The sequence below is a fragment of the Bacillus sp. TH17 genome, from assembly GCF_016651125.1.
Taxonomy (GTDB): domain Bacteria; phylum Bacillota; class Bacilli; order Bacillales; family Bacillaceae_G; genus Bacillus_A; species Bacillus_A mycoides.
The window spans coordinates 933,691-959,030 of sequence record NZ_JAEKEN010000001.1; the positions used below are offsets into that span (position 1 = coordinate 933,691).

At 36.1% G+C, this 25,340-nt stretch carries 23 protein-coding genes and 1 pseudogene; 19 read left to right on the forward strand and 5 right to left on the reverse strand.

The window, feature by feature from the left end:
- Window positions 1-169: 169 nt before the first annotated feature.
- The 10 genes and pseudogenes from JFT95_RS04640 (at window position 170) to JFT95_RS04685 (ending at window position 10,744) form a co-directional block, all read left to right on the forward strand.
- A complete protein-coding gene (locus JFT95_RS04640; protein WP_201051611.1) occupies window positions 170-1,537 on the forward strand; it encodes an aldehyde dehydrogenase in 1,368 nt (455 codons plus the stop codon).
- Window positions 1,538-1,774: 237 nt separating this feature from the next.
- A pseudogene (potA, locus tag JFT95_RS04645) lies at window positions 1,775-2,757 on the forward strand (spermidine/putrescine ABC transporter ATP-binding protein PotA).
- Window positions 2,754-3,602 carry a spermidine/putrescine ABC transporter permease PotB gene (gene potB, locus JFT95_RS04650; protein WP_002188855.1) on the forward strand — a complete coding sequence of 283 codons (849 nt, stop codon included), beginning with the start codon at window positions 2,754-2,756 and terminating at the stop codon, window positions 3,600-3,602. Before potA ends, potB begins: the two are co-directional and overlap by 4 nt.
- Before the next feature lie 6 nt (window positions 3,603-3,608).
- Window positions 3,609-4,409: a spermidine/putrescine ABC transporter permease PotC gene (gene potC, locus JFT95_RS04655; protein WP_002011483.1), complete on the forward strand. Its 801-nt coding sequence runs from the start codon at window positions 3,609-3,611 to the stop codon at window positions 4,407-4,409.
- A 38-nt stretch (window positions 4,410-4,447) separates the two neighbouring features.
- A complete protein-coding gene (potD, locus tag JFT95_RS04660; protein ID WP_201051612.1) occupies window positions 4,448-5,497 on the forward strand; it encodes a spermidine/putrescine ABC transporter substrate-binding protein PotD in 1,050 nt (349 codons plus the stop codon).
- A 59-nt stretch (window positions 5,498-5,556) separates the two neighbouring features.
- The gene (locus JFT95_RS04665) at window positions 5,557-6,204 is read left to right on the forward strand and encodes a phosphatase PAP2 family protein (RefSeq protein ID WP_201051613.1); all 648 of its coding nucleotides are present in this window, start codon (window positions 5,557-5,559) and stop codon (window positions 6,202-6,204) included.
- A 110-nt stretch (window positions 6,205-6,314) separates the two neighbouring features.
- Window positions 6,315-8,507, forward strand: a complete 2,193-nt coding sequence (locus tag JFT95_RS04670; RefSeq protein WP_201051614.1) for an MMPL family transporter — start codon at window positions 6,315-6,317, stop codon at window positions 8,505-8,507.
- A 99-nt stretch (window positions 8,508-8,606) separates the two neighbouring features.
- The gene (locus tag JFT95_RS04675) at window positions 8,607-9,023 is read left to right on the forward strand and encodes a hypothetical protein (protein ID WP_002011605.1); all 417 of its coding nucleotides are present in this window, start codon (window positions 8,607-8,609) and stop codon (window positions 9,021-9,023) included.
- 100 nt (window positions 9,024-9,123) lie between these two features.
- On the forward strand, window positions 9,124-10,047 hold the full coding sequence (locus tag JFT95_RS04680) for an RluA family pseudouridine synthase (protein ID WP_201051615.1): 924 nt from the start codon (window positions 9,124-9,126) through the stop codon (window positions 10,045-10,047).
- 91 nt (window positions 10,048-10,138) lie between these two features.
- Window positions 10,139-10,744, forward strand: coding sequence for a DUF1648 domain-containing protein (locus tag JFT95_RS04685; protein WP_002126129.1), 606 nt, complete (start codon window positions 10,139-10,141; stop codon window positions 10,742-10,744).
- Between the two features lie 35 nt (window positions 10,745-10,779).
- On the opposite strand, the gene JFT95_RS04690 is transcribed toward JFT95_RS04685, so the two are convergent.
- From JFT95_RS04690 to JFT95_RS04705, 4 genes are all read right to left on the reverse strand, one after another.
- Entirely contained in the window at window positions 10,780-11,610 is an 831-nt protein-coding gene (locus JFT95_RS04690) for a CAP domain-containing protein (RefSeq protein ID WP_002030537.1), read from the reverse strand.
- Between the two features lie 465 nt (window positions 11,611-12,075).
- Window positions 12,076-13,404: a (Fe-S)-binding protein gene (locus JFT95_RS04695; RefSeq protein ID WP_201051616.1), complete on the reverse strand. Its 1,329-nt coding sequence runs from the start codon at window positions 13,402-13,404 to the stop codon at window positions 12,076-12,078.
- Complete coding sequence (gene glcD / locus JFT95_RS04700; RefSeq protein WP_002168855.1) at window positions 13,401-14,813, reverse strand: glycolate oxidase subunit GlcD; 1,413 nt, start codon at window positions 14,811-14,813, stop codon at window positions 13,401-13,403. Before glcD ends, JFT95_RS04695 begins: the two co-directional genes overlap by 4 nt.
- A gap of 117 nt (window positions 14,814-14,930) precedes the next feature.
- Window positions 14,931-16,046 carry a CdaR family transcriptional regulator gene (locus JFT95_RS04705; protein WP_201051617.1) on the reverse strand — a complete coding sequence of 372 codons (1,116 nt, stop codon included), beginning with the start codon at window positions 16,044-16,046 and terminating at the stop codon, window positions 14,931-14,933.
- Between the two features lie 136 nt (window positions 16,047-16,182).
- Here JFT95_RS04705 and JFT95_RS04710 point away from each other — a divergent pair, with 136 nt between their 5' ends.
- The 9 genes from JFT95_RS04710 to JFT95_RS04750 all read left to right on the forward strand — a co-directional run bounded on the left by JFT95_RS04710 (window position 16,183) and on the right by JFT95_RS04750 (window position 24,340).
- The gene (locus JFT95_RS04710) at window positions 16,183-17,154 is read left to right on the forward strand and encodes a YncE family protein (protein WP_002126136.1); all 972 of its coding nucleotides are present in this window, start codon (window positions 16,183-16,185) and stop codon (window positions 17,152-17,154) included.
- On the forward strand, window positions 17,151-17,822 hold the full coding sequence (locus JFT95_RS04715; protein WP_002126137.1) for a response regulator transcription factor: 672 nt from the start codon (window positions 17,151-17,153) through the stop codon (window positions 17,820-17,822). Before JFT95_RS04710 ends, JFT95_RS04715 begins: the two co-directional genes overlap by 4 nt.
- Window positions 17,823-17,825: 3 nt before the next feature.
- A complete protein-coding gene (locus JFT95_RS04720) occupies window positions 17,826-19,226 on the forward strand; it encodes a sensor histidine kinase (protein ID WP_201051618.1) in 1,401 nt (466 codons plus the stop codon).
- Window positions 19,227-19,487: 261 nt separating this feature from the next.
- Window positions 19,488-20,144 carry a FadR/GntR family transcriptional regulator gene (locus JFT95_RS04725; RefSeq protein ID WP_002011589.1) on the forward strand — a complete coding sequence of 219 codons (657 nt, stop codon included), beginning with the start codon at window positions 19,488-19,490 and terminating at the stop codon, window positions 20,142-20,144.
- A gap of 168 nt (window positions 20,145-20,312) precedes the next feature.
- On the forward strand, window positions 20,313-21,032 hold the full coding sequence (locus tag JFT95_RS04730) for a (Fe-S)-binding protein (protein ID WP_002011587.1): 720 nt from the start codon (window positions 20,313-20,315) through the stop codon (window positions 21,030-21,032).
- 16 nt (window positions 21,033-21,048) lie between these two features.
- Entirely contained in the window at window positions 21,049-22,470 is a 1,422-nt protein-coding gene (locus JFT95_RS04735) for a LutB/LldF family L-lactate oxidation iron-sulfur protein (protein WP_002011586.1), read from the forward strand.
- On the forward strand, window positions 22,470-23,180 hold the full coding sequence (locus JFT95_RS04740; RefSeq protein ID WP_002030525.1) for a LutC/YkgG family protein: 711 nt from the start codon (window positions 22,470-22,472) through the stop codon (window positions 23,178-23,180). The genes JFT95_RS04735 and JFT95_RS04740 overlap by 1 nt, the downstream gene beginning before the upstream one ends.
- A gap of 111 nt (window positions 23,181-23,291) precedes the next feature.
- On the forward strand, window positions 23,292-24,014 hold the full coding sequence (locus tag JFT95_RS04745) for a prepilin peptidase (protein WP_002086842.1): 723 nt from the start codon (window positions 23,292-23,294) through the stop codon (window positions 24,012-24,014).
- Window positions 24,015-24,028: 14 nt separating this feature from the next.
- A complete protein-coding gene (locus tag JFT95_RS04750) occupies window positions 24,029-24,340 on the forward strand; it encodes a cyclic-phosphate processing receiver domain-containing protein (protein WP_002064363.1) in 312 nt (103 codons plus the stop codon).
- 27 nt (window positions 24,341-24,367) lie between these two features.
- Here the strand turns inward: JFT95_RS04750 and JFT95_RS04755 are convergent, their stop codons facing one another.
- Window positions 24,368-25,219, reverse strand: coding sequence for a formate/nitrite transporter family protein (locus JFT95_RS04755; RefSeq protein WP_002011581.1), 852 nt, complete (start codon window positions 25,217-25,219; stop codon window positions 24,368-24,370).
- Window positions 25,220-25,340 lie beyond the last annotated feature (121 nt).

A 25,340-nucleotide genomic window follows, 5' to 3' on the forward strand; every position in this document is an offset into this window, starting at 1 on the left:
ACAGTAAAACTACCGGGAGATTTTCTTTCGGTAGTTTTTTGTGAGCAATGAATTTTATATAAAGGGAAAAGTTATATATAATGTAACTTTAAGAATAGAAATTTGTTACATATGAAGTCTATATAAATAATGAAAGAATTGGATAAAAATAGTGGGAGAAGGTGAGTGCATGAGTATTTCCTCTATTGTAAATAAACAAAAGGAATATTTTCACAAAGGACATACGAGAAGTCTAGAGACGAGAAAGAAGAATTTGCAGAAGCTTTATGAAGGAATTCAGCGTTTTGAAGGTGAGATTTTTCAAGCGTTGAAATTAGATTTGAATAAATCAGTTCACGAATCATTTACAACAGAAATTGGATATGTACTAAAAGAGATTTCTTTTCAAATGAAGCATATTTCATCTTGGAGTAAACCGAAGCGTGTTCGCACAGCTCTTACTCATTTTGGATCGAAGGGGAAAGTGGTGCCAGAACCGTATGGTGTGACGCTTATTATCGCACCGTGGAACTATCCGTTTCAATTAGCGATTGCACCACTCGTAGGAGCATTGGCAGCTGGCAATACAGTCGTTTTAAAGCCGTCAGAGTTAACACCAAATGTTTCAAAAGTGCTTACGAGAATGTTAGGTGAATTATTCCCAGAAGAGCTTGTATCGGTAGTAGAAGGCGGCGCTCAGGAAAGCACTGCACTTTTAAAGGAACCGTTTGACTATATTTTCTTTACAGGTAGTGTTGGTGTCGGAAAAGTTGTGATGGAAGCAGCGGCGAAAAAATTAACGCCTCTTACGTTAGAGCTTGGCGGGAAAAGCCCATGTATTGTACATAAAGATGCAAAGCTAGATGTAACCGCAAGACGAATCGTTTGGGGCAAGTTTTTGAATGCTGGGCAGACGTGTGTAGCGCCTGATTATATGTACGTTCATTCTTCAGTGAAAGAGCAGTTAATCGAGGCATTACGACATGAAATCACAGAGCAATATGGAAAAGATGCTTTGCAAAATGACAATTATGTGCGAATTGTGAGTGAGCGTCATTTTGAACGCTTATGTACATTTTTACAAGACGGTAAACCTGTGATTGGCGGGAATTATAAGAAAGAAACATTACACATCGAGCCGACAGTGTTAACGAATGTTACATGGCAAAGTGCTGTTATGGAAGATGAAATTTTTGGACCTATTTTACCAATTATAGAATATGACAAAATAGAAGAGGTAATTGAAACGATTCAGCACCATCCAAAGCCGTTAGCACTATATGTATTTTCTGAAGATAGAAAAGTGCAAGAGAAAGTGACGAGTAATATTTCATATGGCGGAGGATGTATAAATGATGTCGTATATCATCTTGCAACGCCATATTTACCTTTTGGGGGCGTTGGAAGTAGTGGATTAGGCAGCTATCATGGTGAACAAAGTTTTCGGACTTTTTCCCATTATAAAAGCATTTTGTCCCAATCTACAGCATTCGACATGAAAATTCGTTACTCTTCTACAAAAAGTGCTTTAAAATTCATACGAAAGTTGTTAAAATGATGATGGTGTTTATCAGTAGGCGTAGCCGTATGATAAAAACCCCTTCGCAACTGAAGGGGTTTTTCTGTTCGACATATGTATCATGCGAAAATGAATCAAACATACTACATAAAGAATAGAAGAGAACGCTGCTAAACAACCATTTTTGTTTGGATCGAAACAAAAAAATAGTCTATAGAACATAAATATTTATTCATGAATATAAAAATTAAAATTTAAGGTAGATAGGACGGGAAAATGAAAAAGATTATTAAAGTTGAAGCAGTAGAAAAACATTTTGGAAATCAAGTGATTATCCCCCTCTTTCTTTAGATATTAAAGAAGGAGAATTTTTAACAATTTTAGGACCGAGTGGTTGCGGGAAAACGACTTTACTTCGTATGATCGCAGGATTTGAAACCCCAACTAAAGGGAATCTTTTATTAGATGATGAAAAGATTAACGATTTGCCGCCATACAAGCGTCATATGAATTTAGTGTTCCAACATTACGCACTATTCCCACATATGAATGTTGAAAAAAATATTTGTTTCGGTATGAAAATGCAAAAAGTATCAGCAGCAGAACAGAAAGAACGTGCGGAAGAGGCAATGCGTTTAACGCAGTTACTTGAGTTCCGTAATCGTAAACCTTCGAAGCTTTCTGGTGGACAGCAGCAGCGTGTAGCAATTGCAAGAGCAATTGTAAACAACCCACGTGTATTACTATTAGATGAGCCACTTGGAGCGCTTGACTTTAAGTTAAGAAAAGATTTGCAACGTGAATTGAAAAACTTACAACGTAATTTAGGAATTACGTTCATATATGTAACGCACGATCAAGAAGAAGCGATGAGTATGAGTGATCGTATTGTCGTTATGAATAAAGGGCATATCGAACAAGTCGGCACGCCTAAGGAAATTTACAATAAGCCGAAAACATTGTTTGTTGCGACGTTCATCGGTGAAAATAATATCGTGAAAAATGGGGAAAACTACGTAGCAGTTCGCCCTGAAAATGTAAAAGTTCGCTCGGTTGAAGAGCCAATTTTAAAAGAATACCATCTTGGACATATTGAAGATATTGAATTTGTTGGAAATATGGAAAAGCTATATGTACGTGAGGAGAAAACAGCGGAATTACTAATGGCATATCAAACTGCTGAAGAAGCAACGCAGTGGAGCATTGGAGATAATGTATATGTAGGCTGGGAGCAAGAGGACGAGGTGACCTTAAATTGAAGAAAGGGAAATTACTCGCATTACCTACAGTCGTATGGCTGTTACTCTTCTTCCTAATTCCACTTCTGTTCGTATTAGCATTTGCCTTCATGCAGCGCGGAGCATACGGGACAGTGGAAATGAAATTTACATTAGATAACATAGCACGTGTGTTTGATCCATTATATATGGGGACGTTATGGGAAACAGTGAAGATAGCTGTTATTACGACAGTACTATGTTTAGTAATCGGTTATCCATTCGCCTATACAATTACAATTGTTGATCGTAAATATCGTTCTATCCTTCTATTATTGGCAACGATTCCGTTCTGGATTAACTTTCTTGTTCGTTCATACGCATGGATTGTTATTTTACGTTCACAAGGTCTTGTAAACACATTGCTATTGAAACTAGGTATTATTAGTGAACCTTTAAATCTGCTATATAATACGCCTTCTGTAATACTCGGAATGGTATATTCTTTATTACCATTTATGATTTTACCAGTGTATGCAGCAATTGAGCAGCTTGATAAGCGTAAGCTAGAGGCGGCTTATGATTTAGGAGCAACACCAGTAAAGGCATTTTGGAATGTAACAGTACCGATGACGATGTCAGGGATTACTACTGGTTCTATTTTAGTATTCGTTTCTTCTATCGGAATGTTTGTTGTATCAGACGTTATGGGTGGATCGAAAGTAGCATTAATCGGAAACGTAATTCAAAACCAATTCTTAGGTTCACGTGACTGGCCGTTTGGTTCCGCGTTATCTATGATTGTTGTTCTATTCTCTGTTCTGTTAATTTACTTATATTATCGTGCAACGAAAGTATATAAATATGATGGAAACGGAGGGGAATAGGCAAAAATGAAGAAGTTTTTAGTTTCTTATTCTTGGTTAATCTTATTGTTTTTGTATTTTCCAATGATGGTTTTAATGGTATATTCCTTCAACGATTCTCGCATTAATGCGGAATGGGAGGGCTTTACACTCCATTGGTATACAGATTTATTTCAAAAACAAGATGTTATTGATGCGTTTGTAAATAGTATGACGATTGCTGTTATAACGACAATTGTGACGACAGTTCTTGGTGTGATTTTTGCTATTGCATTACACCGTTACAAATATCGTTTTGAAGGGGCCATTAACGGTCTTGTATATTTACCAATTTTAATTCCTGATATTTTAATGGGATTATCTTTACTTATCCTATTTAGTCAATTAGGTATGGAACTTGGAAAAACAACAATTATTATTGCACACATTACATTCAGTATTTCATTTGTTGTTGTTATTTTAGCGGCACGTCTTTCTGGTATGGGACGTGATTTAGAAGAGGCTGCAAACGATTTAGGAGCAACGCCGTGGCAAACGTTTCGTTATGTAACGTTTCCAGCAATTGCACCAGGAGTTATTTCAGCCGCATTATTAACATTCACATTATCGATTGATGATTTTGTAATTAGTTTCTTCGTATCAGGACCAGGATCAACAACATTGCCATTATACATTTATAGTATGGTTAAGCGTGGAGTATCGCCTGAAATTAATGCTCTTTCTACAATATTAATTGTTGTAATTGTAGGATTAATGGTGCTATCGGAAATTTTCCGTAATAAAGGTGCAGACGGTGAAGAGAACTCTGGAGGACACCTTCCTTTATAATACGAATGATATAGAAAGAACGAGGAGGTAATAAACCGATGAAATTAGTGAAGAGATTAGCTGGTATAGCAATTAGCTTCAGTCTTGCTGCAGGTGTACTTGCTGGTTGTGGTGAGAAAAAAGAAGAATTAAACATTTATAGCTGGGCTGACAATTTTGATGAGCAAGTTTTAAAAGATTTTGAAAAGAAATATAACGTGAAAATTAACTACGATAAATATGCAAGTAATGAAGAAATGCTTGCGAAATTACAAGCTGGTGGCGCGACATATGATTTAATTCAGCCATCTGATTACATGGTGAAAACGATGGCGAAGATGGACTTATTAGCGCCTTTAGATAAGAAGAATATCCCGAACATCGAGAACCTTGTTTCTAACTTTAAAACACCTGCGTTTGATCCAGAGAATAAGTATTCTCTAGTATATACTTGGGGTGTAACAGGAATTGCATACAATAAAAAGTATGTGAAAGAAACACCTACAAGCTGGAATGATTTATGGAACGAGAAATATAAAGGACATGTTACTTTATTAAACGATTCTCGTGAAGTATTAGGAATGGGACTTAAGAAAAATGGTTTCTCTAATAGCGCGAAAGAGGATGCACAGCTAAAGACAGCGTCTGCTGATTTGCAGAAGCTACTTCCAAACTTATTAGCATTCGATACAGATAACATTAAACAAAAATTCATTACAGAAGATGCTTGGATCGGGACAGTTTGGTCTGGAGACGCAGCATTCATTGCGAAAGACAATAAAGATGTAGGATACGTTGTACCAAAAGAAGGTGGCACAATTTGGGCTGATACGTTAGCAATTCCAAAAGGTGCGAAAAATAAAGAACTTGCAGAGAAGTTTATGAACTACTTATTAGATGAAAAAGTAAGTGTGAAAAACTACGAGTCAATTGGTTACAGTAATCCAAATGAAAAAGCTCATCCTCTTCATAGTAAAGAATATCGTGATAATCACATGATCTTCTTAACAAAAGAAGAATTAGATCGTACAGAGTGGCTTGTTGATGTAGACGATAAGTTAAAAGACTACGATCGCTACTGGACAGAGCTGAAAACAAAAGGTAAATAAGTAAGAAAATGCGGTTTCTAAAGTAGAAATCGCATTTTTTCATAGTAGGAGGAAATCGATTGAAGAAAAAGTTACATCAGTATGAGTTAATGTGTATCATTTTATTGTTTGTTCTATTTAGCATCATCGCTTGGAGGGTACATGTAGGTGGTGTTACAATGATGGATACATACGTACGTGATATGGTAAAAGGATTACAAACGGAAAGCTCACTTACATTCTTCTCATACTTTACAAAGCTAGGATCTGCAATTGGAGTTATAATGATACTAATTATAAGCTTGCTCGTTTTTTGGAAAAAGCGTTATTATGCTGCTATGATTGTGTATCCAATGGCTATATTAACGACACACCTTGTTAATAAGGGAATAAAAGAAATTGCAAAAAGAGACCGCCCATCATTAAATGAGGCACTTGACGCACTTGGGTATAGCTTCCCAAGCGGACATGCAATGCTATCTATTATAACATTCGGTTTTCTTGCCTATATCATTGCTGCCAATTTGAAGAGTGTAGCTGGAAAATGTGGTATTACGATTTCGATGGGCATATTAATTATATTGATTGGATTAAGTAGAGTTATTTTAAATGTTCATTACCCGACTGATATTTTGGCTGGTTACTGTGCAGGTGGCATTTTGTTAATCATCGCAATTTATTGTCATCGTTTACTTACCGAGAGATTGGGACTTAATAACGAGAGATAAAAAAACGTCTAGAAAAACTAGTATTATAGTTTTTCTAGACGTTTTTTGTTTATGGGGAGATGTGATAAAGTATAAATGACAAGTGAATTATATAAAGTAGGTGAAAATGTGTGAAGACAAATGTACATAAAATTGATAAGTGGGGGAAGTTAGGAACTTTTTTGTATCAATTTCGTTATACAGTAATTGTAGCATTACTACTACTTGCGATAGTGCTCGGTATTTTTGCTCCAAAACTTCCAGGAGTACTGGGCGGTGATGGTTTCCAAACAGAAGGGGATTATCAAAAGACGAAAGAAATTTTAGATAAAGATTTTAAGCAGTCTCAAGATACACTTTTACTCGTTTTTGAGAAGGAAAAGGATACTTCGCATGAGGAGTTCCAAAAGCGTATAGAGGGGATAATAAATCAAATTGAAGAGAAAGAAAAATACGAATCTTTCCATCATCCAATGCAAAATAAAGAGATGTTACAAGATGATATCGGTTATGCGACGATTTTATTTTCCGGGAAAACAAATAAAGAACGAATGGAAAAGACATTACAATTTGCCGGGAAAATCGAGAAGGAAAGTAATAGCGTATTAAAAGTAACACCGACAGGATATCCGAAAATTAATCAAGAGATTAATGAAAGAACGCAAAATGATTTAAAAGTAGCAGAGATGATTGGATTACCTATTGCTTTTCTCGTACTATTATTCTCATTTGGTAGTCTGATTGCGTCTATTTTACCGATTGTAAATGGCGCGCTTAGTGTCATTAGTACGATGGGGATTTTATATTTTATAGGTAGTGATAAAGAGCTATCTATTTTCGTGTTAAATGTTGCACCGATGATTGGACTCGCATTATCAATTGATTTCGCACTGTTATTTGTAAATCGTTTTCGAGAGGAAGTTGCGAAGAGAACAGTGAAAGAAGCGATAGCGATTACGTATCAAACGGCAGGGCGTGCTATCGTATTTTCAGGGTTATGTGTATTCGTCGGTTTATCAGGCTTATTTTTCTTTAAGATAGATTATATTCAGTCTGTTGCTATTAGCGGGATGATTGTCGTTATTATGAGCATTTTGTTTTCGCTCACACTTCTTCCGGCGCTATTATCTTTAATTGGTAAAAAGATATTAAAAAAGAATCAGGCGGCGCCTACGCCATCAAATGTATGGCGTAAATTTGCACAGTTTGTAATGAAACATCCAATCGTCATGATTATTGTTGTTACAACATTTATTGTTATTTGTTTATTACCGCTACGTACAGCTAACTTGCAGTTTCCTGGTGTTGAAGCGTTACCTGAAAAGAGTGATACGAGAGTTGCATTTGAGAAGTATGAAGAAGCCTTTAATAAAACTGTCCAAACACACGCTGATGTGACATTAGTAGTAGAGACGAAGAAAGATATAACAGAAAAAGAAAGTTTACAAAAGATAGAAGCTGTTGTTCAAAAGTTAAAAGACGATAAGCAAGTATATAAGGTGAAAAGTGTATATGACGGGCTAAATGGAATGAAAGCAGATCAAGTTGCTGGAATGTTACAGTCGCCAGAGGCTGCGAAAATAGCTCCTGTATTTGAAGCGTATACGAAAGGGAATAAAACAACAATGGAAGTCTTTTTGGATACGAAGCCAAGTACAGAAACCGCAAAACAATGGGTTCGTGATTTCAAAAAGAATTATAAAGAAAATGATGTTACTTATTATTTGGGCGGTATGACGACGTTCCAGCAAGAGTTAGAAGATGAAATTAAAGATAAAGTTGCAATTGGTATGTCTGTTATATTTGGATCAACCTTTGTCATTTTATTATTCGCATTCCGCTCTATACTCATTCCAATTAAAGCTATTATTATGAACGTACTTAGTTTAAGTGCAACAATTGGAATTGTAATTTGGTTATTTGAAGGTGGTCATTTCGGATTAGAAGAGAGTTCAGTTTTATTTGTATTACCAATCTTTATTTTCGGCCTCGTATTTGGGCTTAGCATGGATTATGAAGTATTTCTTATTTCACGTATTCATGAGCTTTATGAAGAAACAGGAGATAACGATCAAGCAACGTTAGAAGGGCTTGTTTCGACAAGTAGGATTATTACGTCCGCCGCTTTAATTATGATTGTTGTTACCGGTGCGTTCGCCTTTACTGATATTTTACCAGTAAAGCAGATGGGGCTTGGGGTTGCATTAGCAATATTTCTTGATGCAACAATTATTCGTCTCATGCTCGTACCAAGTTTAATGAAATTGTTTGGGGATTGGAACTGGTGGCTACCATTTCGAAAGAAAAGAGAAAAATCATCATAAAAAAACTCATCTATAAGATGAGTTTTTTTTATGAATAGCAGGGCCTATATTTTGCGCATAGTATGTGATAAGAAGATTACATACAAGTAGGTGAAGGCAATGTTTCGTTATTTTAAGTTTAAGCTAAATGATACAGTACAGTTTGCTGAAAACGATGGGCATATGTATCGCATTGTCGGTTATCGGTTAGAAAAAGGGTTTTACCCAAAAGATGAATGGACTCATATTATTTATGAACTACTTAGAGAATTTGACGGGTATACGATGGATGCGGAAGAAGAGGAAATTGTAAAAGTTATTCAAGTAGAGGATGAGTATTACAAAATACAAGAAGTATCGGGGTATCGTTATCCAGTAAAAATGAAGCAAAAGCAGCAAGTTATGAAAGGAGAGAAAATAGACGACTTATTAGATACGTACAACGACTATAAACGATTGGCGGATTTCTTTAAAGATTTGTTGTATGAACAAAAAGCTGAAGAAGTGTTGCAGGAGATGAAAAGGCTTAGAGCGTGAGGGGACAGTCGATTATAAGACTGTCCTCTATTTTTGACGGTGCATCAAAGTATGTTTTCCGTTACAATGAGAGAATCAATAGAAATAAGGTGATTATAGTATGGAAACAAAGAAAAAGGGCGAATGGTGCGAAATTACAGTTCCAACGACGTGGAATGGTATAAGTATTGAGTCGTTGTTAAAAATGGAATGGGAAGTACCAAAAAAGTTATTACATCAGCTTCGTATGGAAAAAGGTGTTACGGTTAACGGAGAACAAAGGAGATGGAATGAACTTTTAAAAGAAGGAGATAAGTTACAAGTTCATATGTTTATGGAGGAGGAGTACGGCGTAGAGCCGGAATATGGTGAATTAAATGTAGTGTTTGAAGACGATCACGTACTCATTGTAAATAAGCAGGGGCAAATGGATACACATCCTTCTGAAAAAAATGGGACGGGAACACTTGCCAATCTTGTTGCTTTTCATTTTCAAATGCAAGGTTTAGAGACGAAGGTTCGGCATATCCATAGATTAGATAAAGATACGACAGGTGGTGTTGTATTCGCAAAACATGGAATTGCGGGTGCAATTATGGATCGTTTATTAATGGAACGGAAAATCAAAAGAACGTATATGGCACTTGTTGAAGGAAAAGTAAAAAAGAAGCAGGGGACAATTGATGCAGCTATCGGAAGAAATCGACATCATGCTACAAGGCGTCGTGTTTCTCCAAAGGGAGACCAAGCTATAACGTATTATAAAGTAGAGAAATATTTTAAAAAACAAAATGCGACGCTCGTAACGTTACAGTTAGAAACCGGTAGAACGCATCAAATTCGCGTTCATATGAGCTATAATGGAAATCCATTAGTTGGGGATGTATTATATGGTGGGCAAACAACATATATGTCCGGGCAAGCGTTACATGCGATGAAGATTAATTTTTTGCATCCGATTACGAAAGAAGAGATCGTTGTTGACGTACCTTTCCCTACAAATTTAAACGATACAATGAAAAAATTTGAAAGAGAAAATAGGTAAAGTGTAAGTTTAAAGTTGAAAAAGGTAGATTTTTGCAGGGATTTCTCTGAAAGAGGCGAAGCCGTTAAGAGAAAAGAGAGGTGAGAATTACTTGATCAAATATAAATATATGCTAGGGATATTTTTCGCTTGTCTTTTACTTACTCTATGTATTTATCCATATTTACCAACTCGTATGGCAGTGCATTGGAACGAGAATGGTGGAGCGAACGAGTTTATGAGTAAACAAGTTGTCGTATTATTTATCCCTGTCCTTATTATTATTTTACATGGATTAGTATATGTTATTTTACATAATATATATAAGTTTAATGAAGGGGAGTATTTCATTATAAATGGATTTATAAAGAGTATTACTTTATTTATGATGTTTGTCCATATACTAATTCTCTTTATTAATTTGGGAAGTATTATATCCTTTCAGACAGGACTAACGATTGGAATTAGTATGTTTCTTTTTATGTTTAGTAAAGTGTTTAAAAAGGTGAAGGATAGAGAGAAAGAACCGATCAAATTACAAAAAATCCGTTTAGTTAGTAGGCGAATCTTTCAAGTGATGGCATGCAGCATATTATTTTCGTTGCTTTTGAGCCTGAAGTGGGGATTTTACTTGTTAATTAGTGTAATAAGCTGCGGGTCTATTTTGTTTATGTTCTACATTTTATACGCATACATATTAGAAAGCTATGAAACATAAAAAGAGAGTCTTCTCCTAGAAGACTCTCTTTTTATTTACTTCGTAATAAATTGTTGTGTCCAGTAGTTGCCGCTTTCTACATAGCCAACACCGATATGAGTGAAGCCACTATTTAAGATGTTTGCACGGTGTCCGGCACTGTTCATCCAAGCTTGTACAACTTCTTCTGGAGTACGTTGTCCTTGGGCGATGTTTTCACCTGCAGATTTATAAGAAATACCAAATTTTTTCATCATGTCAAACGGAGACCCGTATGTAGGGCTGTTATGATCAAAGTAGTTGTTTTTTTGCATATCTTCAGACTTAATGCGTGCTACTTTGCTTAATTCAGTATCGATTTGTAATGCTGATAAGCCTTGTTTTGTACGCTCTGCGTTTGTTAATTCAACAACGCGTTGTTCGAATTCGCTTAAAGATTTTGCTTCTTCAGCAGGCTTTTGCTCAGCAGGTTTTTGTGTTTCGTTTTGAGTATTGTTGTTTTCAGCTGGTTTTTGAGCTTCTGGTTTAGCAACTTCTTCAGCAGGCTTTTGTTCAGCTGGTTTTTGAGTTTCCTCAGCAGGCTTTTGAGCTTCTGGCTTAGCTGTTGGTTGTTCAGTAACAACATTTTCAGTAGGCTGTTGACCAGGAATGAAGCAATCTTGTTGGAATTGTCCTTGGTTCCATTGTGCTAATGATTCAACTCCCATAGATTGTAAGAATGCTTGTAATTCTTGTTGGCTCATTTGCTTCATCATCATTTTTGAATGCTGAATATTTTGAACCTTTATGTTAGATGGTTGTACTGTTGCAGCTTGTGCATCTAAAGAAGATACTCCTAAAGTAAGAGCTGTTGCAGCAGCTACAGATAATAAAACACGCTTTTTCATGATGTGTGTCCCCCTATATAAAGTTTTAATTTGTTTTCACACGATTTGTTTTTGACAGCCTGTCTGACTGACCAATTCATCGTAGCATACAATTTGCGAGAAAAAAGATGGAAAAAAATTCATAGACTTAAAAATTTCCTAATTTATCCTAAGAGGAGGAAAGGGATGAAATAAGAGAAACATAGAGTATAAAAGGAATTTTTAGCATTTTTATACTTGGTTTTAAGAGGGGGTTTTTGGATAAATGTACCTATATTAAAAATGAAGAATCCTATTGTATCAATGATTTTAGCATTTTTTTGAGGAATATACTGGATGTATTTTTACAAAACTGTAATGTTTCTGTTGTTCTTTTTTATAATAAAGTAACATATTTTTAATGTTGTAGCGGACAAAAAAGCGGCTATCTCTTTACGTAGACGAAGGAGATAGCCGTTTTCCTATTATTACGTATGTTACGAGTTATTACGAGTTGGTTTCAATTGCTTCTAATAATAGATCAACAATGTGAATTCCTCTCATTTTATGAGAAAGACCTTCACGTTCAATACCTAGTTTCATTTGTAATAGACATCCAGGGTTTGCAGTAACAATTGTCGCTGCATCTGTTTCATGTACACGGTCCATTTTGTAATCTAGAAATTCCATTGATAACTCCGAATGGACAATATTATAAATACCAGCAGAACCACAGCAACGGTCCGCATCTTTCATTTCGCGGTATGTTGCGCCTTGAATGGCCTCTAGTAACATACGAGGTTCCGAAGATGTTCGCATAACATTGCGTAAATGACAAGAGTCTTGATACGTAATGATTTGCGGCGTGAGTCGTAAGTCATTACGTTTATGGAAATCTAGTTCTACTAGTATAGCAGTAATATCTTTAATTTTAGAAACAAATTGCTTTGCGCGTTCAGCCCATTTGGGATCATCTTTTAACAGATAATCATAGTCTACGAGGTAAGCTCCGCAACCACCTGCATTCGTAATAATATAGTCGATGTTTAAATCTTCGAATGCTTCTATATTTCGTTTTACTAATTCTTTTGCTCCACTCTTTTCACCAGCATGCCCATGTAATGCCCCGCAGCAACTTTGTGTTTTCGGAATAACGATATCACAACCAGCTAACTGAAGAAGTTTCATCGTTGCGTTATTTGTTTCTAAAAACATCGTATCCATTAAACAGCCTGTGAAGAATGCAACTTGTTTCTTCTTTGCCACCTCAGCAGGTAAAAATTCAGGACGATCTTTCATTGCTTTCATTTTAGGGACTTTTGGCAAAACGAGGTCCATCGTTGCAAGTGTTTCAGGGAATAACTTCATAATACCTGTTTTATGTGTTAGCGTTTGTAAACCAGAACGCTGGTAAAATCCGATTAGTCCTGTTAATGTTCGCATTCGGTTTTGATGCGGGAATAGTCCTTCAAAAACAACTTTACGAACAGCTCTCACGGGCATGGAGAACTTTTTATTTTGATTAATAATATCACGAGCTTCTTCTAATAAATGTCCATAATTCACACCAGATGGACAAACAGGTTCACAAGCGCGGCAGCCAAGGCAAACATTTAATGTATCTTCAACATCTTCATCCGGCTCAATTAAACCATCAACGACGGCTTTCATTAAGGCGATACGTCCGCGTGGGGAATGTGATTCTTTATACCCAGATTGAATGTAAGTAGGGCAAGTTGGTAAACAAAAGCCGCATCGCATACAGTTTAGTAGTTCATCTTCACTTAATCGTTCTTTAAATTCCTTTTGAATGTTTTCTTTATTTAATGTGGTCATCGCTCAACCACCACTCTTTTACGAGAGTCTTTCGCGAACATCTTTCCAGGATTCATAATGTTGTTTGGGTCGAAGGCTTGTTTAATCCCTTGCATAGCAGCAATACCTTCTTTACCTAATTTCATTTCTAAATACGGAGCTTTCATTGCGCCAACACCATGTTCACCAGTAATCGTACCACCAAGCTCAATCGCTTTCGCAAATATTTCAGCAAAAGCTTGTTCGGCACGATGCATTTCTTCTTCATTACGGGCATCTGTCATACAAGTCGGATGCAAATTACCATCACCAGCATGACCAAAAGTACAAATAGGAATATTATATTTCTTTGCAATTGCATTAATTGCTTCAACCATTGGAGCGATTTGTGAACGTGGTACAGTTGCATCTTCTAATATTGTTGTCGGTTTTAGTCTTGCAAGTGCTGATAGTGCACTACGGCGTGCTGTACGAAGCGCATCTGCTTCGGCTTCATCTTTTGCAACGCGAACATCGACCGCATTCATAGCACGGCAAACGTTAGCCATTTTTTCGATATCGCGATTGACAACCTCGGGCGGGCCATCTTGTTCAATTAATAAAATTGCTTTAACGTCAGTTGGTAAACCGATTTGTGCAAACTCTTCTACAACTTCAATTGTTGGTTGGTCTAAAAACTCAAGTGTCGCCGGAATAATTTTATTTGCAATAATAGCAGAAACAGCTCGAGCAGCTTCGTTAATATCTTCATATAGCGCAAGCATCGTTTTCTTCGTTTCAGGCATAGGGACAAGTTTTAATATAGCTTCCGTAACAACACCAAGTGTTCCTTCAGAACCAATAAATAAACGAGTTAAATCATAACCAGCTACATCTTTTGCTAATTTACCGCCAGTACGAATGATATCGCCGTTCGGTAAGACAAGTTCAAGCCCCATTACATAATCACGTGTTACGCCATATTTTAAACCACGTAATCCGCCGGAGTTTTCATTAATGTTACCGCCGATTGTAGAAATTTTCATAGAGCTTGGATCTGGTGGATAAAATAAAGCTTTTTCTTCTACTGCTTTAATAATATCAAGTGTAATAACACCAGCTTGTACAGTAATTGTTAAATTCTCTTCGTCAATTTCTAAAATATTGTTCATATGGCGGAAAATAAGGACGATACCACCTTCAAGTGGACACGTTCCAGCGCAAAGATTTGTTCCAGACCCGCGAACGTATACTGGGATTTTATGAGTGTTACACACTTTTAACACGTCTGCTATTTCATTTGTATTACGAGGAGCGATGACTGCATCAGGCATCGCTTGGAAGTTTGGAGTGGCATCATAACTATAAGTTAAACGCCCCATATTGGATGTATCTACATTATCTTCGCCAACAATAGATACGAATGAATCAATAATTTGCTTTTCTAACATTGGAAATCCCCCTCAAACTGTTAACGTATTTCGTCATAATAAAAAACGTTGTAACAGTGCTTTCATTATAATGATAAAAAAGTTGGAGGATTCTTTCTATGTACAATCATCTAAAGATTAATCTATTTTATCGTTATTTTTTGTGTGATTATCTAATAAGAGGAGTGCGAAGTATAAAACATTTAAATCTTTGAATTGTTTCGGGTCAAGTCCTGTATGTTCTTCAATCTTTTTTAGCCTGTAATGCAATGTGTTAATGTGTATATGTAATTGCTCAGCTGTCTGCTTATAAGATTGGTTATAATCGATAAATAAACGTAAAGTGTGCATAAGCTCAGGAGATGATACTAAGTTTTCAATGGTACGCTCTAGAAACTGTTCTCGAGTTTCAGTAGAAATATCTTGTAAGCACATCTCTAAACGTAAATCTTCATTAAATACAATTTTATTCGTTTCAAGTGATACTGAAAGGGCGCGTAATGCTTGTTCGTACGATAAGTTCATATTGCTTGGCGTAACTGTTTGTCCAATCCCGATATATAAAGTAATAGAAAATAAAGTTTCACAGTCTTGTTTTAACCGTTTTAAAAATTGAAAGGTTTGCTCTTTGGATTGGATTGTTGTAAACAAAATAAACCGATCATTTCCCCAGCGAACAAATAAATTTTCTTTTGCTAAAATGTTGCGCATATGTTGCCAAATTTTACGCTGGAGCATCGTATTATCTTGGGCGATTGATAATAAAATAAGTTGTTTCTTCTTATATAAATCAATGCCAAGCGTTTTTGCACGATCGAGAAAACTTGGAGACCAGTCTGTATTTTGAAGCCAATCAAAGACAAATGCTTCATAAGAACGGTGCTCAAGTTCTAGTTGTTCTAAAAAGTAGTTTTCATGAATTAATAATTCGGTCATCTTACGTAATATTTCTCCGTATTGTGAAATATTTTCAGGTTCTCCTGTAATTCCAATCACGCCGATTACTTCGTCATGGAATAGTAAAGGAAGGTTCATCCCAGCTTTTACACCTTGCAGTCGTCGTTCATCGTCTTTTGTAATAATGACAGTTTTCTTTTGTTTCGCACAGCGGAGTGCACCTTCATGAAATTGACCGATTCTTTCCGCATCTGTACTTGCGATAATAACGCCTTGTATATTAATAATAATAATGTTTTCAGTAATTAATCTGCGTACTTCACGTACAATTTTATTCGCTAAATCAGGAAAAAGCATAATTTACACACCTCAAATTCTATTTGTTGTACATTATATATGTAAGTTTATTAATAAAGGAAGATTTCACATTTTCCACACATTTATTTGTTATTTTACAATTATAACGAAATCATCTGAAGATGGAGGGAATCTTTTGAGAAAGTATGTTTTTCTTCTCTGTTTTTTATTTCTATTAGTAGGGTGTCAAGGAAGTTCGTATACACCGATTGCTAAAGATAAAAGTGTTATTATAACAACGAATGTAAAGGAAGGTAGTATTAGTTTTATTGATAAAAAAACAAAGAAGCTATTAACAACATGGGAATTAAATGAGCCGATTGCGGGGGTTACGCTACTTCCAAATGGCGAGGAAATACTTGTTTATGGTAAGCAATTAGAATATATGTATGTATATTCACTAGCAGAAGGAAGACAAGTGGACAAATATAAGATTGGAAAAGGAATTGCTAATGTTATCGCATCAGATGATGGAACACAATTATTTGCTGCCGATCAAAATGAACAAAAGGTAAGGTTCTTTACGATAAAAGGAAAAGAGACAGGGAGTGTTTCAACAGGAAAAGGGCCGATAACGATGGTAGAGCATCATAACCAGTTATCTGTACTCAACTTTTATGATACGAAACTAACGACCATTGATACAATGAAAAAAGAAGTGATACAGTCCTTTATGATTCCACCAGCATCAACAGGAGCTACGGTTAGCGCTGATGGGAAAGAAATATGGATTGGTGGACATGGTGATGGAAGTCAAGTGAATGAGAAAGTATTAGTGTATTCTTTACAGAGCGGAGAGATGATGCGTTCTTTACATGCTCCGTTTATGCCTGTGAATATAACAAAGGATGATAAGTATGTATATGCGCTAAGTCACGGTTCAAATACGCTTAGAAAGTTTGATGCAAGTACGTATCAAGAGGTAGGATTTGCAGAAGTAGGATCTAATCCATTTGCATTTTTGAAAAGCGGTGCAGAAGGATATGTAGCTAGTTATGATAGCGATGAAGTATGCGTAATGGATATGAAGAATATGAAAATAAAACAAACAATTAAAGTCGGAAAAGGACCGTTTCAACTCATAGAGAGAGAAGGGGAAGGACAATGAGTAAATATAACGTGCTAGTCGTAGATGACGAAAGTGATATGAGGCAACTTGTCGGAATGTACTTAGATAACTTCGGATACGAGTGGGGAGAAGCTGAAAATGGAAAAGAGGCACTTCGAAAATTAGAGACGGATCATTACGATTTCGTTGTACTAGATATTATGATGCCTGAGATGGATGGGCTTTCAGTTTGTAAAGAGATTCGAAAAACGTCGGATGTACCTATTATATTTTTAACAGCAAAAGGTGAAGAGTGGAATAGGGTGAACGGCTTACGTATGGGAGCAGATGATTATATTGTAAAGCCATTTAGTCCTGGGGAACTAATTGCTCGTATGGAAGCTGTTTTAAGACGATATACAAAGCAAGAACAGCAAGAAGAGATTCAATTTGGACCGATTCTTATTAATGAAAAAAGTAGGAGGGTCGAGACGAATGGTGAGACGATTCCTCTTACGGTAAAAGAGTTCGATTTACTATATTTTCTTTGCCAACATAATGGACAAGTATTTAGCCGGGAACAATTGCTTGAAAAGGTGTGGGGATATGATTATGCAGGAAGTACAAGAACGGTAGATACGCATGTGAAAACGATGCGTCTAAAGCTGGGGGAAAGTGGAAACTACATTCAAACCGTTTGGGGTGTAGGTTATAAATTTGAGGTGTAACGTATGTTTACGATGGTACAAAAGCTTTGGCTTACAGTAGTATGTGCAGTATGTGTAACAGTTTCCTTTCTTTATTTTGTATCTTTATACTCATATGAAAAGTTATACGTTGATAATTTAAAAGATTCATTAGTAATGGAAGGGAAACGTCTTGCCACGCAATATGATAAACGTGAAGGAGTATCCACTTTTGAAGAGAAAGTAAGGGCATATGATCAAATATCTAGTTCAGATGTCCTTTTCGTATACAATCCGCGTGATTTAAGCGCATGTTTGCCTTTTGATGTTCACCATCATTCTCTTATAAGTGAAGGGGATAGACAGGCGCTATTAGATGGGAAAACTGTGACAAAGATAGGGTATGAAGAACATTTTGATCGTAATATTATGGGTGTTGTCATCCCTGTTTTAGATAATAAAAAATTAGTTGGTATTGTATACTCTTATATTCCTTTAAAAAGTATAAAAGACTTAATATTTGATATGGGTCTTATTTTAGCGCCGTTAGCACTTGCAATGATTTTAATTACAATATGGATTGGTAGAAAAATTATTATCGCCATTACGAGACCGCTTTCGCAAATGGAACGAGTTGCAAATCATTTGGCTACTGGAGATTTCTCAGAGCGGATTACAATTTCTTCAGAAGATGAAATTGGACGATTGGGAAAAGCCTTTAATAAAATGGCAAATTCCTTAGAAACAGAAGATGTAAAGCGTAAGGAATTTTTAGCTAATGTTTCGCATGAACTTAGAACACCGCTTAGTTATATTAAAGGATATAGTGAAGCTATTTTAGACGGTGTAGCGAAGGGGCCGCAGCAGGAAAAAGTAACGCAACTTATTCATAAAGAAGCAGGTCGCATGCAGCGCCTCGTTCATGATTTATTAGATCTAGCGCAGCTAGAAGGTGAACACTTTCCCTTAAAGAAACAACCTATCGTTTTTTCACAGCTTATTGAAGATGTACTAAATACGTACGAGTTACAGTTTGTAGAAAAAAACCTTCGTATTTCAACGAATTTAAATCCTGAAATTATCGTAATGATTGATGAGGATCGTATGCAACAAGTACTTCATAATGTATTAGATAATGCGATACGTTATACAAATCAAAACGGGGATATCATAATAACATTAAAGCAAATCGATGATTATTGTGAATTGCACATAAAAGATACAGGAATAGGTATTGATAGAGAGCATTTAGAAAATCTGGGGGAACGCTTTTACCGAGTAGATAAAGCGAGAAGTCGTCAACACGGTGGAACAGGTTTAGGTCTTGCAATTGTAAGGCAAATTGTTCATATACATGACGGTGAGTGGAGAATAGAAAGTGAAAAAGGTAAGGGCACGACAGTTAGTATTAAATTAAAAGCAGAAGATGAGGAGAGCATATTCTAACTTTTGGAATATGCTCTTCATATTGAAGGTAAATAGTTACGCGTAAATGTATTAATTAATATCAAACAAATATCAAAAATTTGACTATTTTATGAACAAAACATTTGTACTTCTTACTAATTCGTTCTAAAATAGTTATGGATGCTAAGTTCTTATAAAACGTTACAATTGTTGTTTGGAAGATACTGAGGTGATTTAACTGGAGTACAAATCTATTAAACCGAAAAAATTTACGAAGAAGTATCTGAAGCTATTTTAACAATGATTAAAAATGGTACGTTAAAACCTGGTGACAAACTACTTCCTGTTCATCAATTAGCTGAGCAGTTTCAAGTTGGCAGATCTGCTGTTCGTGAAGCGCTAAGTGCGCTAAGAGCAATGGGCTTAATTGAAATGAAACAAGGAGAAGGTACATATGTAAGGAATTTCGATCCTTCTTCATTAACAAAATCACTAAATAACAAGTTATTAATGAAGAAAGAGGATATTTTGAATTTATTAGAAGTACGGAAGGTGCTCGAAGTGGGGGCAGTTCGAGCGGCAGCGGCAAAACGTACGGAAGCTAATTTGCAAAATATGAAGCAGTGGTTAGATGAAATGGCAAAGAGCATTGGAGATGAGAAGGCTGGCGAAAAAGCAGACTTTCATTTTCATATGGGAATTGCAGAATCTTCGCATAATAACATCTTGCTTGAGCTCATGAATCATGTTTCAGAGATGATTGCTGAAACGATTGGTGAATCAAGACGCATTATTTTATATGGTGAACAAACAACATCAGAACGACTTTTAGAAGAGCATCAATCTATATATGATGCGGTGTTAAAGCAAGATGTGGAATTAGCGCAGCAAGCGATGCTAGATCATTTAACAAATGTAGAACATATTGTCACAGGTAAAAGCGATATAAATTCGTAATTTAATCTTTTAAAAATCTAATTTTCTGATAAAATAGAGAGAGATTAAGTAAGCGTTTTCTTTAGAAGAGGGAGAGGATAGGCCATGGTTGAGCCTACTTCTTCTAATCTTAGTCATCTGATGACCATATGATTTTTGGTGGAGTTGTAATGAGGGGGAATTATAGTTATGAAAGTTACTTTATTTGTTACTTGTTTAGTCGATATGTTTGAAACAAACGTCGGTAAAGCAACAGTTGAAGTATTGGAGCGTTTAGGTTGTGAAATTGAATTTCCAGAAGCACAAGTTTGTTGTGGTCAGCCTGCTTATAATAGCGGCCATGTAGAAGCAGCAAAAGAAGCGATGAAACATATGATTGAAACTTTCGAAGATGCAGAATATATTGTTACGCCATCTGGATCTTGTGCGACAATGTTTCATGAGTATCCGCATGTTTTTAAAGATGATCCGAAGTGGGCTAAACGTGCACAAAAGGTTGCTGATAAAACATATGAATTTACACAATTTATTGTAGATGTTTTAAAAGTTACAGATGTTGGTGCAAGTTTACCAGGGATAGCTACTATTCATAAATCTTGTCATATGACACGCCTGCTTGGAGTAAAAGAGGCACCAGGAATTTTATTATCAAGCGTAAAAGGATTAATTGTGAGAGAACTGCCGAACGTGCAAAATTGTTGTGGGTTTGGGGGAACGTTTTCAGTTAAGATGACTCCAATTTCTGAGCAAATGGTAGATGAAAAAGTAGATAGTGTAATGGAAACAGGTGCTGATTATTTAATCGGTGCAGATTGTGGGTGTTTGTTAAACATTGGCGGACGTATTGAGCGTTTAGGAAAAGAAGTAAAAGTAATGCATATTGCTGAGGTCTTGAATAGTCGCTCATGAAGGGGGAACATAAGCTATGTCTATGAAAATCAGTGAGAAAAAATTTAATGATCGCGTTGGCGATGGAATTCAAGATTCGTTTATGCGCGGAGCGGTATCTTCTGCACAAACGCGTTTATATACAAATCGATTAAAAGCAGCTGACGAGTTGGGAAACTGGGAAGAATGGCGTGAACTAGGTGAACAAATTCGTCAACATACGTTAGAAAATCTTGATTATTATTTAATGCAGTTAAGTGAAAATGTATCAAAAAGAGGCGGTCACGTTTACTTTGCGAAAACGAAAGAGGATGCAGCAAAGTATATTCAAGACGTTGCAAAAAAGAAACAAGCGAAGAAAGTTGTAAAATCAAAATCAATGGTAACTGAAGAAATTAGTATGAATCATGCCCTTGAAGAGATTGGTTGTGAAGTGTTAGAGAGTGACTTGGGAGAGTATATCTTGCAAGTAGATAACGATCCACCATCACATATTATTGCGCCTGCACTTCATAAAAACAGAACGCAAATTCGTGATGTATTTAAAGAAAAACTTGGATATGAAAATTCTGATGATCCATACGAAATGACAAAGTTTGTTCGTAAACAACTTCGTGAGAAATTTATGGATGCAGAAATTGGTGTGACAGGTTGTAACTTCGCTGTTGCAAATACTGGCTCTCTTTGTTTAGTGACGAACGAAGGTAATGCCGATCTTGTCATGTCGATTCCGAAAACACAAATTGCAGTAATGGGTATGGAACGTATGGTTCCGACAATGGAAGAATTAGATGTTTTAGTTGGTTTACTATGTCGTAGTGCGGTAGGTCAAAAATTAACAAGTTACGTAACAGTAGCAGGACCAATTCAAGAGGAAGAGGTAGATGGACCAGAAGAGTTTCATTTAGTCGTTGTTGATAATGGCCGCTCTCAAATTCTTGGATCGGAATTCCGTTCAATATTGCAATGTATTCGTTGTGCCGCTTGTGTTAACGTATGTCCCGTATATCGTCACGTTGGTGGACATTCGTATGGATCTATTTATTCAGGACCAATCGGTGCGGTATTAACACCACTTTTAGGTGGGTATGACGATTACAAAGAGCTTCCTTATGCATCTAGTTTATGCGGAGCATGTACAGAAGCTTGTCCAGTAAAAATTCCATTACATGATTTATTATTAAAACATCGTCAAGTCATCGTTGAGCAAGAAGGTCGTGCCCCACTTGCAGAAAAATTAGCAATGAAAATGTTTAGTATGGGTGCTTCTTCAGCAGCTTTATATAAAATGGGATCGAAAATGGCACCGGCAGCAATGAGTCCATTTACATCTGGTAACCGTGTATCAAAAGGTGTTGGACCACTTAAAAACTGGACGGATATTCGTGAATTCCCAGCTCCAAGTAAAGAACGATTCCGTGATTGGTATAAAGATCATAAGAAAGGCGGGGACAAATAATGACAGGATTAATTCAAAACCGTGAGTCCTTTCTAGATAATATCGCAAAAGAACTTGGGCGCGCGCGTAAAACAGAAGGCGTAGAACGTCCAGCATGGAAAAGTAATGTGAATGTAGAAACGTTAAAAGATTATTCACAAGAAGAATTGTTAGAAGTATTTAAAAAGCAATGTACAAACATTCATACAACTGTTGTGGAAACGACAAACGACCGCTTACGTGAAGATATTCAAAAAGTAATCGTTGAAAACGGCGGAGGACCTATTATATTATCAGCAGATGAACGTTTTGATTCCTATGGATTGACTTCTTTATTTAAAGAAGAGCTTCCAAAGCAAAATGTTGAGGTAAATGTATGGGATCCTGAGAAAAAAGAAGAGAATATGCGTATAGCGGAAAAAGCGAATATCGGTATTGCATTTAGTGATTATACTTTAGCTGAATCTGGTACGATTGTTGTACAAAGTCATAAAGGACAAGGGCGTTCTTTACACTTTTTACCGACTGTATACTTTGCTATTATTCCACGTGAAACACTTGTACCTCGTATTACGCAAGCAGTTCAGGATATGAACTCACGTGTGGAAAAAGGTGAAGCAGTCGCATCTTGTATTAACTTTATTACAGGACCAAGTAACTCTGCGGATATTGAAATGAATCTTGTTGTCGGAGTACACGGGCCGTTAAAAGCAGTATATTTCATCGTATAAAATAGGGAAAGCAGGCCGGAAAACGGCCTGCTTTTTTAATAGAATAAAGATAATATGAAGTAGAAGTTCTCTCCTTTTTTTGTTATGTTCTTTTGGAAAGGAGAGGAAGGGATGTTCACTTATTTATATGCATTGTTAATAGGTATGGTGTTTGGTTCTTTTTTTATGGTGATTGCGATGAGAGTTCCAGTAGGGGAATCTATTATTACACCGCGTTCGTACTGTCATTACTGCAAGTATACGTTACAGCCGAAAGAACTTATTCCAATCATTTCATTTTGTATACAAAAAGGGCGTTGTACGAATTGTAAGAGCAAAATCTCAAGTTTGTACATAGTATTTGAATTTGTTACAGGCAGTTTATTTTTTCTTACTGTATATGTAATAGGAATGGAAAGAGAGCTCATCATCATTTTATCGCTTTTTTCGTTACTTCTAATTATTTCAGTTACAGATTTAGTATATATGCTAATACCTAATCGTATTTTAATTTGGTTTGCACTTTTGCTTATTTTAGAATGTATTTTTGTACCGTTAGTTACTTGGATAGATAGTTTAGCTGGTAGTGGAACTATATTCATTTTGTTATATTGCATGCAAAAGATTTATCCAGATGGTCTTGGCGGAGGTGATGTAAAATTACTTTCGTTACTCGGATGTATAGTCGGAGTGAAAGGGGTTTTTATAACTTTATTTTTAGCATCTTGCTTTAGTCTTTGTTTTTTCGGGATAGGTATAGCGCTAAAACGTATAAACATAAGAACTCCAATTCCGTTCGGACCTTTTATTAGCCTTGGAGCAATATGTTATGTGTTGGTCACATATGCAAAATAGAGAGGAGATAGAAAATGAATGTATATATGGATGATCAAAGAAGTTGCCCATACGGATATGTTTTGGCAACTACAGTAGAATCTGCCTTGCAAATTGTTAGGGATAATGAGGTGAATATTATTTCCCTCGATTATAATATGGGATGGCGACAAAAAAGTGGGTTAGATTTCGTAGAAGCTTTCTGCAACGAAGGTTTATATGTTAATGAAATTCACCTTCATACAAATGATGTCATCGGTATGCATCAGATGAAAAAGAGCATAGAGAGAGGGAAGGAAAACGGGGAAATTAATCCTTATATTGCCTTGAAATATGTAGGGAGCTAAAAACTCCAAAGTAAAACTTTGGAGTTTTTAATGTTTCATATGTGCTTGTAAAGGAATAATTTCCTCCGTTTGAGCTCCAACTAATTGAGTTTTCTCTTGTTCAACAACAGGTGCTTTCTTTGTTAAGTAATGATATACCATACCGACAAATACGGATCCGCCAATAATGTTACCGATTGTAACTGGAATTAAGTTATGAATAGCGCCCGCAAAAGAAATTGTCTCAGGATGTGGTGATACTAAAGATAAAGCAAACAGTGATAAGTTTGCAATGCTATGCTCATAACCAGATAAAAAGAAAGTGAAAACGAGCATCATCATCATTAATATTTTTGCTGTGTCACCTTTCACTTGAGAAGGTAAGAAGCAGGCAAGACATACGAGCCAGTTACATAAAATCGCTTTAAAGAATAATTGCATTGTAGGTGTATTCATCTTTCCTTCAACAACTTTATTCATTAAATGACTGTGATCAATTGCTTCGAAAATTCCAGTTGCGTAAAATAGTAAGGCAAAGAATAAAGCGCCAGCTAAGTTACCTGCATAACAAGCAACCCAGTTACGAAGTGTATCAGAAATCGTTGTTTCTTTTCTTAAAGTTGCCACTGTGAAGTACATTGTATTGCCAGTAAATAATTCAGCGCCGCCATATATAATAAGTACGAGAGCAATTCCGAAAAACATGGAGGAAGCTAAATATGTTGCTGGTGAATCTGCAATATGAAAAAAGTTACCTAATTTAAAACATAGTACAATAATAAAACCGATATAAATGCCCGCAAGTGCAGCACGAATGAAATATTGCATTGGATTTATATCTAGCATTTGTTTTTTGCTCTTAGCCAGTTTTACAACGTAATCTAATCCTTGTTCTAGCATGAGTAATACGCTCCTTTAATACATCGTCTATAAATACTCCTTATATGAATAAGGTACATGGATTTGTTCATAGTTTCAATAAGTTTGTGCAATATTTCACAAAAAGGACATACATCTAGAA